At 33.5% G+C, this 16,561-nt stretch carries 18 protein-coding genes and 1 tRNA gene; 10 read left to right on the top strand and 9 right to left on the bottom strand.

Going from position 1 to position 16,561, the window contains the following annotated elements; genetic code table 11:
* The first annotated feature begins 95 nt into the window (after positions 1 to 95).
* Both DPN68_RS11170 and DPN68_RS11175 read left to right on the top strand, forming a co-directional pair.
* On the top strand, positions 96 to 1,094 hold the full coding sequence (locus DPN68_RS11170) for a metal-dependent hydrolase (protein ID WP_113989731.1): 999 nt from the start codon (positions 96 to 98) through the stop codon (positions 1,092 to 1,094).
* Between the two features lie 2 nt (positions 1,095 to 1,096).
* A complete protein-coding gene (locus DPN68_RS11175) occupies positions 1,097 to 1,654 on the top strand; it encodes a 2'-5' RNA ligase family protein (RefSeq protein WP_113989732.1) in 558 nt (185 codons plus the stop codon).
* Positions 1,655 to 1,656: 2 nt separating this feature from the next.
* Here DPN68_RS11175 and DPN68_RS11180 read toward each other — a convergent pair whose 3' ends face one another.
* The 4 genes from DPN68_RS11180 to DPN68_RS11195 all read right to left on the bottom strand — a co-directional run bounded on the left by DPN68_RS11180 (position 1,657) and on the right by DPN68_RS11195 (position 4,902).
* Positions 1,657 to 2,169 (bottom strand): hypothetical protein, encoded by a 513-nt coding sequence (locus tag DPN68_RS11180; RefSeq protein WP_113989733.1) that lies wholly within the window; start codon positions 2,167 to 2,169, stop codon positions 1,657 to 1,659.
* Position 2,170: 1 nt separating this feature from the next.
* Complete coding sequence (locus DPN68_RS11185; protein ID WP_113989758.1) at positions 2,171 to 3,763, bottom strand: class I SAM-dependent methyltransferase; 1,593 nt, start codon at positions 3,761 to 3,763, stop codon at positions 2,171 to 2,173.
* A gap of 310 nt (positions 3,764 to 4,073) precedes the next feature.
* A complete protein-coding gene (locus DPN68_RS11190; protein ID WP_113989734.1) occupies positions 4,074 to 4,298 on the bottom strand; it encodes a hypothetical protein in 225 nt (74 codons plus the stop codon).
* A gap of 25 nt (positions 4,299 to 4,323) precedes the next feature.
* Positions 4,324 to 4,902 (bottom strand): hypothetical protein, encoded by a 579-nt coding sequence (locus tag DPN68_RS11195; RefSeq protein WP_133256598.1) that lies wholly within the window; start codon positions 4,900 to 4,902, stop codon positions 4,324 to 4,326.
* Between the two features lie 83 nt (positions 4,903 to 4,985).
* On the opposite strand from DPN68_RS11195, the gene DPN68_RS11200 reads away from it, so the two are divergent.
* From DPN68_RS11200 to DPN68_RS11220, 5 genes are all read left to right on the top strand, one after another.
* Entirely contained in the window at positions 4,986 to 5,618 is a 633-nt protein-coding gene (locus DPN68_RS11200) for a Crp/Fnr family transcriptional regulator (protein ID WP_113989736.1), read from the top strand.
* Entirely contained in the window at positions 5,618 to 6,400 is a 783-nt protein-coding gene (locus DPN68_RS11205; RefSeq protein WP_113989737.1) for a sulfite exporter TauE/SafE family protein, read from the top strand. The genes DPN68_RS11200 and DPN68_RS11205 overlap by 1 nt, the downstream gene beginning before the upstream one ends.
* A 67-nt stretch (positions 6,401 to 6,467) precedes the next feature.
* Positions 6,468 to 7,877 (top strand): MBL fold metallo-hydrolase, encoded by a 1,410-nt coding sequence (locus DPN68_RS11210; RefSeq protein WP_113989738.1) that lies wholly within the window; start codon positions 6,468 to 6,470, stop codon positions 7,875 to 7,877.
* A 126-nt stretch (positions 7,878 to 8,003) separates the two neighbouring features.
* Positions 8,004 to 9,122, top strand: a complete 1,119-nt coding sequence (locus DPN68_RS11215; RefSeq protein WP_113989739.1) for a TlpA disulfide reductase family protein — start codon at positions 8,004 to 8,006, stop codon at positions 9,120 to 9,122.
* Positions 9,123 to 9,293: 171 nt separating this feature from the next.
* A tRNA-Tyr gene (locus tag DPN68_RS11220) sits at positions 9,294 to 9,375 on the top strand.
* Between the two features lie 55 nt (positions 9,376 to 9,430).
* On the opposite strand, the gene DPN68_RS11225 is transcribed toward DPN68_RS11220, so the two are convergent.
* Both DPN68_RS11225 and DPN68_RS11230 read right to left on the bottom strand, forming a co-directional pair.
* Positions 9,431 to 10,120 (bottom strand): SIMPL domain-containing protein, encoded by a 690-nt coding sequence (locus tag DPN68_RS11225; RefSeq protein ID WP_113989740.1) that lies wholly within the window; start codon positions 10,118 to 10,120, stop codon positions 9,431 to 9,433.
* A gap of 38 nt (positions 10,121 to 10,158) precedes the next feature.
* Positions 10,159 to 10,797 (bottom strand): rhomboid family intramembrane serine protease, encoded by a 639-nt coding sequence (locus tag DPN68_RS11230; RefSeq protein ID WP_113989741.1) that lies wholly within the window; start codon positions 10,795 to 10,797, stop codon positions 10,159 to 10,161.
* An 83-nt stretch (positions 10,798 to 10,880) separates the two neighbouring features.
* Between DPN68_RS11230 and DPN68_RS11235 the strand changes: the two genes are divergently transcribed.
* A complete protein-coding gene (locus DPN68_RS11235; RefSeq protein WP_113989742.1) occupies positions 10,881 to 11,750 on the top strand; it encodes a lysophospholipid acyltransferase family protein in 870 nt (289 codons plus the stop codon).
* A 43-nt stretch (positions 11,751 to 11,793) separates the two neighbouring features.
* Here the strand turns inward: DPN68_RS11235 and DPN68_RS11240 are convergent, their stop codons facing one another.
* The 3 genes from DPN68_RS11240 to DPN68_RS11250 form a co-directional block, all read right to left on the bottom strand.
* The gene (locus DPN68_RS11240; protein ID WP_113989743.1) at positions 11,794 to 12,297 is read right to left on the bottom strand and encodes a hypothetical protein; all 504 of its coding nucleotides are present in this window, start codon (positions 12,295 to 12,297) and stop codon (positions 11,794 to 11,796) included.
* A gap of 50 nt (positions 12,298 to 12,347) precedes the next feature.
* Positions 12,348 to 12,806, bottom strand: coding sequence for a hypothetical protein (locus DPN68_RS11245; protein WP_113989744.1), 459 nt, complete (start codon positions 12,804 to 12,806; stop codon positions 12,348 to 12,350).
* Positions 12,807 to 12,868: 62 nt separating this feature from the next.
* Positions 12,869 to 14,353, bottom strand: coding sequence for an aminotransferase class V-fold PLP-dependent enzyme (locus tag DPN68_RS11250; protein WP_113989759.1), 1,485 nt, complete (start codon positions 14,351 to 14,353; stop codon positions 12,869 to 12,871).
* A gap of 84 nt (positions 14,354 to 14,437) precedes the next feature.
* Between DPN68_RS11250 and DPN68_RS11255 the strand changes: the two genes are divergently transcribed.
* Positions 14,438 to 16,003 (top strand): protein adenylyltransferase SelO, encoded by a 1,566-nt coding sequence (locus tag DPN68_RS11255; protein ID WP_113989745.1) that lies wholly within the window; start codon positions 14,438 to 14,440, stop codon positions 16,001 to 16,003.
* Positions 16,004 to 16,119: 116 nt separating this feature from the next.
* The gene (locus DPN68_RS11260; RefSeq protein ID WP_113989746.1) at positions 16,120 to 16,557 is read left to right on the top strand and encodes a hypothetical protein; all 438 of its coding nucleotides are present in this window, start codon (positions 16,120 to 16,122) and stop codon (positions 16,555 to 16,557) included.
* Positions 16,558 to 16,561: the final 4 nt, after the last annotated feature.

Below are 16,561 nucleotides of genomic sequence, written 5' to 3' on the forward strand. Positions count from 1 at the left end.
TGCCTATTGTATTCTTTACAATGTTTAGAGGGATTTAAAAAAATAACGCAAAAGCGTTTGAAAAACTGTATTTTTGATACACAATTACACACCCAATGGATTCACTAACACAAATCGCTCTCGGAATTGCTACTGCTGAACTCGTAGCTGGTAAAAAACTGGGCAATAAAACCTTTTTGTACGGCGCCATTTTGGGCACTATTCCCGATTTGGATATTGTAGTAGGAAAGTTTTTGAGTGATGTTGATGGTGTTGCTATTCACAGAGGTATTAGTCATTCCCTACTCTTTTTTGTGTTTTTGTCGCCTGTTTTGGGTAAGGTGATTTCTAAAATTGAAAAGAACACAATCAATTTTAAAGGTGCTACTTTATTGGCGTTTTGGTGTTTGCTTACGCATGTTTTACTAGATGTATTTACGTCTTGGGGAACACAAGTGCTTTGGCCACTTCAATATCGATTTGCTTTGAAAACTATTTTTGTGATTGATCCTTTGTACACGATTCCGCTATTGATTTCGTTGGTTTTCGTGTGGAAAAATAAAGATTATTTGATTCGAAGAAAATATCTAATTCGAGGATTAGCTATTAGTTCTTCGTATTTACTTTTAACTTGTATTCTGAAACTTTTTGCGGTGTATCAATTCGAAAAAGCATTAGAGAATCAGCAGCTGACTTTTCAAGAATTAATTGTAAAACCTACTGCTTTCAATTGTATTCTTTGGAATGCAAATGTGGCTACTTCAGAAGGGTATTATTTAGCGGATTATTCCATGTTTGATTCACAGCCGATTCGTTTTACTTTTTATACCAAAAATCAGGAATTAGAACAAAAATTGGTGGATTCTCATGATTTTCAAGAATTGAGAAAGATTAGTGAAGGTTGGTATTTGATTACGGAACAAAACAATCGCTTGTATTTTAACGATTTGCGCTTTGGTTTGTTGAGCGAAAATCCAGAAAATCCTCAGTTTGCTTTTAGTTACGAAATGATTCCCTTGTCTGATGGAATATATTGGGCAAAAGAAGTTCCAAAAGCGAAACGTGATGGCAAAACACTATTACAAAAAAATTTTACTCGAATTAAAGGCAATTAATTATGGCTAAGTATTCGGTAGTTTTTCATCCTTCAGATACTGTGATTGAAACAATAAGAGAATTTAAAGAACAATTGAGTACTAAAATTGGTTGGTATCCAAGTAAAAATTCTTTAGCACATGTAACCATTTGTGAGTTTGATTGTGATACAACTACTTATGAAACTATTAAAAGTAGAATAACTGCTTATTGTCACTATCAAAAATGCTTTTCTGTAATTTTTAATGCCTTTGGAAATTACCCAAATGGTGCCTTTTTCATCGCTCCTGATACTGAAAGTAAAGCTAAAATGGTTGCAATTATGAAGGAAATCCCAAAGCAAATTCAATTTCATGTCAATCACAAGAGTTCGGAACCGCATATTTCTATTGGAAGGCAGCTTAGTAAAGAACAATTACAAATAGCTTATAGTTTGTTCAAAGAAGTGCACTTAGAATTTCTTTGTAACGGTATTACCATTCGAAAGTTTAATCCAGAACGAAAACAATACGATATAGTTGAAACTATTCCATTTAATGGTTCTGATGATACTGTTATAGGAAAATGGACCTTATTTTGATTTTATTCCTCCTCATCATCAAAATCTTCTAATCCTTCAAAAAAATCTTTAGGGTTAAACGGAATATCATCGTCGGGATCTTTATCATGAGCTGTAACGCCTGGTGGATTAAATAATCCCCAACGGTCAATGATGTAATCCCAAGTATCAAAACTTGCTACCCAATCGATAAAAAGGAAACGAAATTCTTCAATGGTGTTGCGTAACAACGTAATATACTCTTTGTCTTTGATGTCGTCTTCGTATTCCAAACTTCCTGCACGTACCATCAATTCTCTAGCTGCTTTTCTGATAATAGCGGCATTTTCCATTTTTAAATCGTACAAACCAATACCATGTGCTCCCGCAATTTTGGCTGGAATAATCATGGCATCTTCCATCATAAACTTTACGGTGGTTTCTTGTAAAAACTCGTTGTCTTCTGGTACTATTTCTATTAAACCTCTAGTCAATTTGAAAATCTCTAAAGCTTTTTGATACAAAGGAAAATCCTCTAATTCATCTTTTCTTTTCATTTTATCCTTTTAATAAATTGATACTTACGGTTGCATACTCCGTATTGGGAAATTTTTTAAAAAATTGTGCATCGGGTTGTAAGCCCGCTTCTCTTGCTACTTTATGTAAAACGTCAATTTCTACAATATATTGGTCGGAAAATCCGTGTGTGACATCATAAGCGGTTGCAGCTGTTTTCCCAATGTTTTTTGCGGTAATTTCAGGAGCAATGGTATGCAATTCGATAATTAGTAAACCAAATTGTTGTACGTATTTTGCCCACTTTTGAAAATATTCCAATAAATTATCTTCTACTTCATTGTTATCCAATTGTTTGCCTCTGAAGGAAAAAGCTCCTGTTGAAGCACTAATTCGGTTGGGATTCCTTTTTGCAGGTGTTTCCCAAATGCGGTTGTGATCTAAAAACGTACGCACATTCAATAAATCGCTCAAGTTGATTTTATAATTTTCCGCTAAATCATGAGCCAGTTGGTCGGGATTACTGATGTCGCCCCAAATTACTTTTGCCCAAATATCCGCTTTAATTAAATTGGCTCTGGTTACTTTCAAAGCCGCTTGGTTGTAATCGGCACCAACCAAAAATAACGGATGTTCTTCTAATAATTTCCCACGAAGCGTTTGTCTTTCAATAACTTCAAAAATGTGTTGCAAAAAAGCGCCATTTCCGCATCCCATATCTAAAATTCCTTTGGGTTGTTCTTGAATGGGTCGGTTAAAAATTTCAATGATAATTTCATCAATGACTTTGAAATACGTTGCATGAGCACCACCACTTCCCCAGACATTCATTTCTCTATTTACATGAATTTCTTCTTCCAAAGCTGATGTTGTTCGGATGCTATTGGGATTACCAAAAAGCAACTCTTTGGTACGCTTCAACATGGGTAAATAGGAAACCGTTACGCCATAAGCAGAAGCTCTCTTAGCAAAAAACAAACCTGTATCTGTGAATTGGTAATTGCCCTTATTTTCGGTAAACCAATCTAAAAAAACGAAAAAGTCTAGTATTTTCTTGAAAATTTCAGGTTCTTTATGAAATTCTTCTGGTCGGAATGAGGTTTCCATGAAATACTTGTGGAACATTCCTGTCATTCCTAAGCTTACTACTAATGGACCAACTAAAAATCCTTCTAGGTGTTTGTTGATTTGATATTCTAATGCATTCTGTTTAAAATTAGTAACATTTTGATTCTTAAACTGCTCAAAAAGATGTTCCAAATGATGGAAATTATTGGAATTAATCTCAATTTCAGTAAAAATGTCACATTTTTCTAATACTTTGACTATGTCTTCATATTTGTTAAAAAGTGAAAAGGCAATTTGGCTATTTTTATTAGTCGTAATCGAAACTTCAGTTGTTGCGTTATCTACTTCGTAATTAAGAAATCCTTGCGAAGCTAATGCTCTTAAAGCTATATTCAAATACCCTTGATTCGCTTGAAATTCTTGTGCTAAGTGCGAAACTGTAGCAGACTTTTTATCTAGAATAGTTTTTAAAATTCCGCTATTTTGTAAGGCAACGGCTATTGGTGCTACTACCAAACCATCTAAATGTCTAAATAGTGATTCTCTGAGTACGGGTTTTTCAATCATATTTTTTAGCATAGTTTAATAGTCTTGTTTCAAATTTACGTAAAAAATCAAGACGAAAACTAGTGATTTTTTTGTTTCAGGTTTCAAGTTTGTGGATTGTGGTTTCAAGTTTTGAAGTTGATTTTTGAAGTTGAACTTGTGCTTGCTTTTTTTTGTAGCACAAAGTCTCGCAAAGTTTTACACAGAGTTTCACGGAGTTTTCTTAAAGTGGTTTGTGTTGAGAGAGTTACACAGAGACGTTTCACTTTTGTTTCAAGTTGATTTTTGAACTTGAACTTGAACTTGTTTTTGATATATTGCAGTTAGCGACTTATTCCGATTGGAAAATTTTCTGTTGTAAATGTTGTACTAAAATTTGGTATTTGCTTACTTCTACAAGCAACAAATCATCTGAAGTAGTGTCCAAAATAGCTTCAATGTGTTCTTGAATGGATTGCAAACGATTATTTGCTTCTTTTAATTTTCTGATTGCCAACAAATCAATAACAGCTTGAATGTTGCGCTTTAATTGCTCAAAAGTAGTATTCTCACCCATAAGTTTTCGTTTTAATTTGATACAATTATTGAAATTTTCGTTTAATTTCCAGAAAACTTAAATTGGTTGTAATGAGTTCTTCTACTACTTCTTTTTCCAATTGGTCGTAATCTTCAAAACTCAAGTGTTTAGCCCATTGTTTGTCTTTTAACACTTCTTGAATTTGTTTGATTCGTTTGGCGGTTTCCGAAGCCGTTCGAACTGCTGCTTTATTGTTGAATTGGGGCGAATGGCAATGCATAAAATTGAGAACACGAGTTTCCCAATCTATGGTAATGTAAAAGAGTTTTTCGGTTTCATTATTTGGGTAAAAATCCGTCCAATCGGCATAACCAATTCGTGATTGGCTATTATTGATTTTTGAACTTGAACTTGCTATTGAACTTGACATCAATCGCCATCTGCAATTAGAAGCTCTTCCCCAATGATTTGAAATTCGAAAAACACCTTTTTCTGTAAAACTGTATTGACTTCCCGACTTACTTTTGTAATGAATTGACAATGAAGGGAATTCTTCCAATTTTACTTCCTTAAAAATACAAAAAGTATGCTTATGAAAGTTAAAACGGTTGTAAACGGTAGAAAAACTCGATGAATTGCTCAAAAAAGTACTTTTAAAAGTTATGTAACAAAAGTAACATTAGTTTTTGAAAGAGAACTCGTATCTTTACAAAAAAGCAATTCCAAATGAAAGATATACTTACGCAAGCTTACGGCTACATTTTTGAGGAGGCCTTAATTGATGAAATTGTTAAAGTTGCCACTTACAAAGAGTTTAAAGCCGATGATTATTTAATTGAAATTGGTGATTACATCAAAACCATGCCACTTTTATTAAATGGTGCCATTAAAATTTTACGAGAAGATGAAAATGGTGACGAATTGTTGTTGTATTTCTTAGAGCGTGGCGATACTTGTGCCATGACGCTTACTTGCTGTATGGGACAATCCAAAAGTCGCATACGAGCTATTGCGGAAACCAATGGTGCTATGGTTATGATTCCGGTTGAAAAAATGGAAGAATGGTTGACCAAATATAAAACGTGGAGAAACTTTGTTTTCGATAGCTACAACATCCGTTTAATGGAAATGCTAGAAGCCATTGATACTTTGGCTTTCATGAATTTAGACGAACGTTTGTACAAATATTTAACGGACAAAGCTAAAGTAATTGGTGATACCGAAATTCACACTACACATCAAGTAATTGCCTATGAAATGCATACCTCGCGAGTAGTAATTTCAAGATTACTAAAGGCATTGGAAATTCAAGGAAAAATCAAATTGCACCGCAATAAAATAGAGATTTTAGAATTCTAATGGAGGTTTTGGGATATATTGGAGCGCTACTTATTGGTTTAGTTTTAGGACTAACGGGTGGCGGTGGTTCTATTTTAACGGTTCCCATTCTGGTTTATTTACTGGCTATTCAACCCGTAACGGCGATGGCGTATTCTTTATTTATTGTTGGAATAACCTCCGGATTTGGTGCTTTCCAAAATTATAAAAAAGGATTAGTCGACTTCAAAAATGGTTTTTTATTTGCGATTCCTTCTTTTGTTGGTGTGTATTTGACCCGACGCTTTCTTGTTCCTTTACTTCCCGATGTTTTTATTGAAAAACCCATTTTGGTAACCAAAGACTTCTTTCTGATGTTGCTCTTTGCTATCATCATGATTTTAGCCGCTTATTCGATGTTAAAAAAGAAAACTGAAAAAACGGATAACGTTTCTGTTTCATTCCTCCAATTGGGCTTACAAACTTTCAGTATTGGAATACTTATTGGTCTTGTGGGCGCTGGTGGTGGTTTTCTAATTATTCCTGCTTTGGTATTATTTGTAAAACTTCCCATGAAAAAAGCGGTTGCCACTTCCCTATTCATTATCACATTGAATTCGTTAATTGGATTTTTGGGCGATGTACAAAATTTAAACATCGATTGGACGTTTTTATTAAGTTTCAGCAGTCTTTCGGTAGTTGGTATTTTCATTGGTATTTATCTGAATCAATTCATCAATGAAAGCCAATTAAAAAAGGGTTTCGCTTATTTCGTACTGGTTATGGCTGGATTTATTTTAGTGAAAGAAATAACGGTTTTGTAACTTTCGTTACAGTATAAACCAATCAAAATTCGTAATTTTACACCATAGATTAAAAAAAGAAAAAGATATGAAGTTAGAACAAATTTATACCGGTTGTATTGCACATGCTGCTTATTATATTGAAAGTAATGGCGAAGCTGCCATTTTTGATCCGCTAAGAGAAGTACAACCTTATTTAGATAAAGCTCAAAAAGATGGCGCTACCATCAAATATATTTTTGAAACGCATTTTCATGCTGATTTTGTCTCAGGACATTTGGATTTAGCTGAGAAATCAGGTGCTAAAATTGTGTTTGGTCCAACGGCTAATCCTAGTTTTGATGCTATTATCGCTGAAGATGGACAACAGTTCAAAATTGGTGGTGTAACAATTAAAGCTATTCATACGCCAGGCCATACTTTGGAAAGTACTTGTTATTTGGTTACGGATGAAAGTGGAAAAGATCATGGAATTATAACTGGTGATACGTTATTTATTGGTGATGTAGGAAGACCAGATTTGGCTCAAGAACTAATTGAAGATTTAACGCAAGAAAAACTAGCTAGTTATTTGTTTGATTCGTTGCGCAATAAAATTATGCCTTTGTCTGATGATTTGATAGTATATCCAAATCACGGTGCTGGAAGTGCTTGTGGAAAAAACATGAGTAAAGAAACTACGGATACTTTAGGTAACCAAAAGAAAACCAATTACGCTTTACGTGCCGATATGACACGAGAAGAATTTATTGCTGAATTATTGGATGGTTTAACGCCGCCTCCAGCTTATTTTCCACAAAATGTACTGATGAATATTCAAGGTTACGAAAGTTTGGATGTGGTTATGCAAAAAGCAGACACCCCATTAAATCCAAAAGAATTTGAAGCAGTTGCCAACCAAACAGAAGCTTTAATTTTAGATGTGCGTCATGAAGATGATTTTGTTGCAGCCCATATTCCTGGTTCTATTTTTATTGGACTTCACGGGCAATTTGCACCTTGGGTTGGAGCTTTAATTAAAGACACCAAACAACCAATTTTATTGGTAACTCCAGAAGGAAAAGAAGAAGAAACTATTACGCGTTTGTCTCGTGTTGGTTTTGATAAGACTTTAGGCTACTTAAATGGTGGAATTACCGCTTGGAAGGCAGCTGGATTTGAAACCGATGCTGTTGAAACCGTAATGCCAGAAGATTTAGCCAATAACTATGAAAAAGCCATTATTGTTGATGCGAGAAAACCAAGTGAATTTACAGCTGAACGAATTGAAAAAGCGACTAATATTCCTTTGGATTATATCAATGACCATTTGGCAGAAGTTCCAAAAAATGACACTTTTTATGTACATTGTGCTGGCGGTTATCGTTCGGTGATTTGGGCATCTATCCTAAAAGCTAGAGGTTATCACAACATGATTAACGTAGCAAAAGGAATGAATGGAATTAGAAATACCACTATTCCACTAACTAATTACGTTTGTCCATCAACATTAAAATAATAGATTAAAAATAAGTAGTTAAAGTCGGGTAATTTGCCCGACTTTTTTTATGAAAAATTTATAGTCGTTTTTTGGTGTAAGGAATTAAAAATAAATACATTTGCAACACTAATTAAAATTTTAAATATGAAAAAAATCGTATTGCTTGCCATAGCAACACTAAGTATTTTTGCTTGTAACAAAGTAAGCGAGAATGAGTTTGTAATTTCTGGAACTGCAGAAGGAATAGAAAACGGTACAAAAGTATATCTTCAAGTTCAAGGAGAAACTGAAATGATTGCCAAAGATACTGTTGAAGTTCAAAGTGGTAAATTTGAAATTAAAGGAGCATTTGAAACTCTAGAAATTGCTATTGTTACAGTTGAAGGAAACAATCCAATTCCTTTTATCATGGAAAATGGAAATATTACGATTAAAGTAAATAAAGATACTATCCAAAATTCAGTTGTTGGTGGAACTCCAGAAAATGAGTTATTCCAAGATTATAGTGGAAAAACCAAAGTAGTTTACAAAAAAATAGGTGATTTTCAAGCTTCTAAACAAGAAGAATATATGGGCGCTCAAGCAGTAAATGACACTGTTACAATGAAAGCTTTGATGAAACAATTGAAAACAATGCAAGAAGAATTAATTGTTTTAGCTAAAGATGTTATTAGCAAGAACAATGACAAATATTTAAGTGCTTTATTATTGGAAAACAATTTAGCTACACAAACCATTACTGCAGAAGAAGGAAAAGCTTATTTTGATAAATTCACAGATAAAATTAAACAAACTAGAGCGGGTAAAAGTATTGAAAAAATTGTAAAAGCTGCGACTGAAGTGGTTATTGGAAAACCTGCACCAAATTTCTCAGCACCATCACCTGATGGAAAAACTATCTCTTTAAAAGAATCTTTAGGAAAAGTTACTATTATTGATTTCTGGGCTTCTTGGTGTGGTCCATGTCGTCAAGAAAATCCTAGTGTTGTTGCTATGTACAATGAATTACATGAAAAAGGATTAAACATTATTGGTGTTTCTTTAGACAAAGATGGCGACAAATGGAAAGAAGCTATTGCAAAAGACGGTTTAACTTGGGCACAAGTTTCAAATTTAAAGTTTTGGCAAGAACCAATTGCAGAGCAATATAATGTAAAATCAATTCCTGCAACTTTTATACTTGATGAAAACGGTATAATCGTAGCAAGAGATTTACGTGGAGACGAATTAAAAGCTAAAGTGAAAGAACTTTTAGGCTTGTAATATTCCTAAAAAAATACATTTTATAAAAAATCTTCTTCGGAAGATTTTTTTATGTTTTTCATTTACAGAAGATTATAAAAAAGTAGAGAAATTACGCTAAAATAAGTTTGTTTCTATCAAAAACAGTTTTATATTTGCAACCGCTTACAGCGAAACTTATTGATATAAGTTGGGGAGATACTCAAGCGGCCAACGAGGGCGGACTGTAAATCCGCTGATTACATCTTCGCAGGTTCGAATCCTGCTCTCCCCACAAAAAAAGCCTTATCAAACGATAAGGCTTTTTGCATTTTTATAGTTTTCTTTTCTTAATTCAATTCGAAACTTACCGTTACATTGGCACTAATTACAATTTCTCCAACAGCTAAGGTTTCATTTGGAACACCTGCATCAGCCATTTTTGTCATCATCACTTCTCTGTAAATCGGTTGTGGATAATGCGTTTGTGAATTATCTGTAATAAATAAAGCCTTACCTACTTTTTGACCTAAAGCTCCAGTGAAATCTAATGCTTTTTTCTTAGCGTTCAAAATAGCTTTTTGTCTGGCTTCCGATTCTAAAGCTTCAATTTTAGACGATTTGAATTCCACTCCTTGTATAGCGTTAATGCCACTATCTACCAAATCTACCATTAAAGCTTCATATTTACTCATATCTTTCAAGTGTATTGAAATCGTTTGATACGCTCTATAATTGTACTTTTTGGTAGTATAATCATAATTTTTATGCAACGAAACTTGTTGGGTTTGGTAATCCGCAGTTGGAATTCCTCGCTTTTTAATCGCTTTAATTACTGCATCAATGGTTTTATCATTCGATTTTTTTACTTCACTTGCTTCTTTACCAATATTCTCAACAGAAACCGTTATTACCGCTTGATCCGGTACGACTTTAATTTTCCCTTCTCCAGAAACAGTGATTTGTGGAACTTGCTTTAATTCTTGAGCCAGAGTAACCGTACTAGTTACGAGTAAGGCGAATAATACTATTTTCTTCATTTTTTGTGTTTTTTTATGTAAAACAAATGGCGTGCCAATTATAATTTATTGGTTTTATGTAAATAAAATAACACCAGAATTGGTATTGCTAATAATATGACCATTTTAAGGTTTTCGTGCAACATAGCAGGCTCTTTCATCAACGTAATCACATAACCGCCAATAGCACCTCCAAAATGCGCCGTATGACCAATATTGTCGTTCTTGGCTTTCATTCCATAAATTGAATATAGTAAATAACCAATTCCAAAAATATAGCCCGGAATAGGAATTGCGAAAAACAAATACAAAGTCATATCAGGATACAACAAAATGGAAGCATAAATAATTCCTGTAACCGCTCCAGAAGCACCAACAGCACGATAATAATAATCTTCTTTATGCAAATACAAGGTTAATAAACTTCCTGCTAGCATACTGCCAAAGTAAATCGAAAGAAACGACCATTCACCAAAATTTTGTATTACTACAGGAGCAAAAAAGTACAAGGTTAGCATATTGAATCCAAAATGCATCCAATCTACATGTAAAAATCCGCTAGTTAACATTCTAATTTGTTCTCCAGCCCGAATACTTCCTACATGAAATTCATATTTTCTAAAGAAAAAAGTATCTGAAAAACCTTTGTAACTAATTAATCCTGTTCCAATAATAATGGCTAATAAAAAGATATTCATGAAATGCTATTTTCTGTAAAAGTAAAAAATATAAAGCTATTTCCCTTGTTAATTTAAAAAAGTATATTTGTAAAAAATTTCGAATGCAATTGTTGCTTTACCTTTTTTTCTATCCCATCTTATGGCTGATTTCGATTTTGCCTTTTCGATTACTTTATATCTTATCAGATTTTGTTTTCTTTCTTGTTTATCGAGTTATTAAATATAGAAAAAGAGTAGTTCGTGCCAATATTGCCATGGCATTACCTCATTTATCAGCAAAAGAACGCCAAGAAATTGAGCGTAAATTCTTCATTCACATGTGCGATATGTTCTTAGAAATGATCAAAACCATGAGCATTTCAAGAAAAGAAATTGAAAAACGTTATGTTATTACTAATTTAGACTCGTATTTAGAAATTGAAAAAAAGAATAAAAGTATTGCTTTATTGTGCGCGCATTATGCTAGTTACGAATGGGCAGTTTCAATGAACTACATCACAAGCTATAAAGGTTATGGCATTTACAAAAGAATAGCTAATAAATATTTTGATAAATTAGTACATCAAATTCGTTCCAAATTCAAAGCGCATTTAATTACTACCAAAGAAACCATCTCGACCATAGAAGAAAATCAAAGAAATGGCGTTTTAGGTTTATATGGTTTTGCCAGTGACCAATCACCAAAATCTTCAAATAAAGCGCATTGGGGAACTTTTATGGGAATTGAAACTCCTATTCACGTAGGCGCTGAATTACTTGCCAAAAGATTAGATATGACCGTAGTATTTCTTAAAACCAAAAAAGTAAAACGCGGTTATTACGAAGCCACAATTGAATTAATGACCGAAGACGCAAAACCCATACCCAACTTCGAAATCTCAGAAGCCTTCATGAAAAAAGTAGAACAACAAATCTACGAAGCACCAGAGTTTTATTTATGGACGCATAAGCGTTGGAAACATAGAAGGTAAAAGAGAAAGGAATTCTTAAGTTAAATTCAAAACTTTAATTAATTCAAATTTGACTCAAAACTTCTTGAGAAATTTCATTTGTAAACGTAATAATAAACTTCCTTTTATTCTTTGGACATCTTTTTATAAAAACGAAGCGATAATTATAATTAGTATTAACGGGTAATTCTACAGTGATATTATTAATTTTCAATAACAAATAATCTCTACCATTAAATACTCCTACTATTTTTGAAAAATCACTTTTATTTGATTTTTTAATTACTTCATTAAGAATTGTATTATAGACACCAAATTTATGAGATAAAATAGACACTTTGACATCATTCATTGAATTTTCAAATAAAAAAAACACTTTACCTTGATGAAGATTCATAGAAAGATCCTCTTGAATATCATCCTTTATTTCTTCATTGCTAAATGAAAATTCAATAGTTGAACTACATGAAATTAAAATAAAAAAAGAACAATAATAAATTACTATTTTTAAAGTACTAATAACTGTTTGTATATTTTTATAATTCATTTGATTAATATAATATTTCATTTAAACTATTCTGATAAATTCATACATTAGAAATATTTATTAAAAATTAATTAATCAACCTTTTTAATAGTAATCATTTCAATATTTGAATTATACATTTCTTCAACTGAATCTAAAATTGTTAAATCCTCATCTACAATTAAAGAAACTGACCAATCGTTAAAAATCTGAACACAATCTTCATCAAAAATTAAGGGTAATTTTAACTCTTTAATACAATCTAATTTTTTTCCTAAAGAAATTTTTTTTTGAAACATTCCTGTGAAATCATTAAATAAATCAATTCTTTCCAAAGTTGAGCTCTCAATATCAATCCAACAACATATACTATTAAAAAAAGTAAATGTAACATTTGAAGGATATACAGCATTCATTTCAACAATCTTATCATAGTAAAAAAACTCAGGCTTTAAAAAATTCTTTTGAAAAAGATTAAAATCCATTCCAATTCTTAACTCTCCAACGCCTTCTCTTTTTATTTCTTGATTTAAAAATTTTCTTTTTTCCATTCCAATGTTTTAACTATTTGCTAGTGTAATTAAACTCTGATTTTAATCAATAATTCAATTTCCTATTTAAACCAAGACTTCACAATGTCTTTCTCTTGAAACTGGGCATTTTTATGCGTAAATTCATTGGTTTTATTATTGTAAATGTAGTCTTTCCCCCACTCCTTATGGTTTTCAACTAATTCTAAAATGCTATTACACACAATTTCTATCTCAGCATTTGTAGTCGTTGGGTGAATCGACATACGAATCCATCCTGGTTTTTCTTCTAAATCACCTGATGAAATTTTACACACAATAGCATTGGAAGTTTCTTGGTCCACATGTAATAAATAATGGCCGTACGTTCCAGCACAACTGCAACCGCCACGTGTTTGGATTCCAAATCGGTCATTTAAAAGTTTTACCCCTAAATTAAAATGCAAATCGTCAATATAAAAAGAGAATACGCCTAATCGATCTTGATGTTGGGGCGCTAAAATATTCAATCCCGTTACATTTCCTAATCGTTCAAAAACGTATTGTACCAATTCATGTTCTCTATCCAAAATATTTTGAATCCCCATTTTCTCTTTCAATTGAATAGCAAATGCGGCTTTTATCACTTGTAAAAAACCAGGAGTTCCGCCATCTTCTCTATCTTCAATATTATCGATGTATTGGTGTTCACCCCAAGGATTGGTCCAGCGAACGGTTCCACCACCAGGACAATCAGGAACATTATTTTTATATAAATTCTTATTGAAAATCATAACACCCGTAGTTCCAGGTCCGCCCAAAAATTTGTGTGGCGAAAAGAAAATAGCATCTAAATACGCTTCCTCATCTGCTGGATGCATATCAATAGCAACATAAGGTCCAGAACAGGCAAAATCTACAAAGCAAACACCGTTATTTTGGTGCATCAATTTTGCTACTTCATGATAAGGCGTTTTAATACCAGTAACATTGGAACACGAAGTAATCGAGGCAATTTTAAAACTTCTATCTTTATATTTTTCTAATAATTGTTTCAGATTTTCCAAACAAAAAAAACCTTCTTCATTGGCAGGAACCACCTCAACATCAGCAATAGTTTCTAACCAAGAGGTTTGATTGGAATGATGTTCCATGTGAGAAATGAAAACAATTGGCTTAATAACATCGGGTATAACAGTAAACTCTTTTAAATTTTCAGGAATTCTAAGACCTAAAATACGTTGTAATTTATTCACCACACCAGTCATTCCCGTTCCATCCGTGATTAAAATGTCATTTTCATTGGCATTCACATGTTTTTTGATAATGTGACGCGCTTCGTGATACGCCATCGTCATAGCGGTTCCAGTAACTGAAGTTTCGGTGTGTGTATTGGCAACAAACGGTCCTAATTGGTTACTAATTTTTTCTTCAATCGGACGATACAAACGACCACTCGCTGTCCAATCGGTATAAACGATTTTTTTTGTACCAAAAGGCGTTTCAAATTCTTGATTGATACCAATAATTCCTTGACGAAATTGATCAAAATATAATTCTAAAGCTGTAGTTTGTGTTGCCGTTGTCATTTGTTTCCTTGAATTTGGCTCCAAAGATAACGAATTTTGGGAATTTGGTATTTTGACAGTTCTTAAATTTTGTAACTTTGGAAGATGAAATTGAAAATTCAAAATAAATTCACCGAAATACTTCCCGCTGATTCGATTACTGAAAATTATGTGCGACAAGTGGCTGGTGCTAGTTTTTCTTATGTAACGCCTGAAAAACCAAGCAATCCGAAAGTAATTCATGTAGCGGAAGAAGTTTTAGAATTAATTGGTTTGGAACCAAAAGATGCTACTTCGACAGATTTTTTAGCTACATTTTCAGGCACAACAGTTTATCCAGAAACCAAACCGTTTGCCATGGCATATGCCGGACATCAATTTGGGAATTGGGCGGGACAATTAGGCGATGGTCGGGCAATTAATTTGTTTGAAATTGAGCACAACAATCAATCTTGGATGCTTCAATTGAAAGGCGCGGGAAAAACACCGTATTCTCGTCGAGGCGATGGATTTGCCGTTTTACGTTCGTCAATTAGAGAGCATTTGTGCAGCGAAGCGATGTTTCATTTGGGCGTTCCCACTACTCGCTCGTTGTGTTTGTTAACTACTGGAGATTCTGTTTTACGAGATGTTTTGTACAATGGCAACGCGGCTTACGAACCTGGTGCTATTGTTTGCCGAGTGGCGCCAAGTTTCATTCGTTTTGGGAATTTTGAATTATTAGCAGCTCGAAACGATTTTGAAAACTTACAACTTCTAACCGATTTCACCATCCAAAATTATTTTCCTGAAATCACTTTGGAAGGAAAAGCGAAATATTTAGCCTTTTTTAAAGCGGTTTCCCAGAAAACTCTGGACATGGTTATCCATTGGCAACGTGTTGGTTTTGTTCATGGTGTAATGAATACCGATAATATGTCGGTTCATGGGATTACGATTGATTATGGTCCTTATGGTTGGCAAGATGATTACAATCCGGATTGGACACCCAATACAACCGATAGTGAAAACAGACGCTATCGTTTCGGGCAACAAGCTGATGTGGCGCTTTGGAATTTGATGCAATTGGCCAATGCACTTTATCCTTTGATTGACGAAGCGGAACCATTGGAAGCCATTTTGAATGCTTTTAGTCCCCAATACCAAAAGAAGTACAACCAAATGATGTTGGATAAAATTGGAATACAAGAAGAAAATGAAGCTACGATTGCCTTGGTAAAAGCATTGGAAGAAAACTTAGTGTTGGAAGAAACAGATATGACGATTTTCTTTCGAAATTTAGCTGAAGTAGATAAAAACGATACAGAAATCATGGCTTTCGATCGAATTAAAACAGCTTTTTATGCATTGGAAGAAATAACGGAACGCAATGAATCGACGTGGTTGTTTTGGTTTACCCAATATCTTACCCAATTAAAAGCAGCAACCGCATCAGATGAAGAAAGAAAACAAAAAATGAACGCTGTAAATCCGAAATATGTGTTACGCAATTATATGGCACAATTAGCCATTGAAGCAGCAGAAAAGGAAGATTACAGTTTGATTTCGGAATTATATGAAGTTTTAAAAAATCCGTACGACGAACAACCTGAAGCAGAAAAATGGTTTGCCAAAAGACCGGATTGGGCACGAACTAAGGTTGGATGCTCGATGTTGAGTTGTAGTTCTTAAAACATTCTCTTTCTTTACAGACTTACCTATAATTATGGTAACTTTGAATAATTCTATTTTTACTCTGGCATAGAAATTGCAAGACTTAACAAAGAAGTAACTAAAATATAAATAGTATGGAAACTAATAAAACAAAAATGGCAAGAATATGGTTCGTATTAGCTTTGAGCGTTCTGTTTTTAGTTCCGCAAGATCTATTTTCGCAAGGACCGCCGCCTTGGGCTCCTGCGCATGGTTATAGAGCTAAAACGCGACACATTTATTTCCCTGAACATAATATGTACTTTGACTTACAAAAAAGAGTATATATTTTCAATAGAAATGGAGGATGGTCTATTTCTACAAATGTACCAAGTGTTTATGCACAAGTAAATTTTGGAAGAGCTAGACAAGTAGAGCTAGATTTCTATCAAGATCGTCCGTATCGTTATAACAATGTTCACGTTGTGAAATACAAAGGTAAAAAACCTCATCATGCTAAAAAGCATAAAGGGCAACCTCATAATCAGGGAAAAGGGAAACCAGGAAATAATGGAAAAGGGAAAGGTAAATAACAAA

The sequence above is a fragment of the Flavobacterium tibetense genome (assembly GCF_003293845.1).
GTDB lineage: Bacteria > Bacteroidota > Bacteroidia > Flavobacteriales > Flavobacteriaceae > Flavobacterium > Flavobacterium tibetense.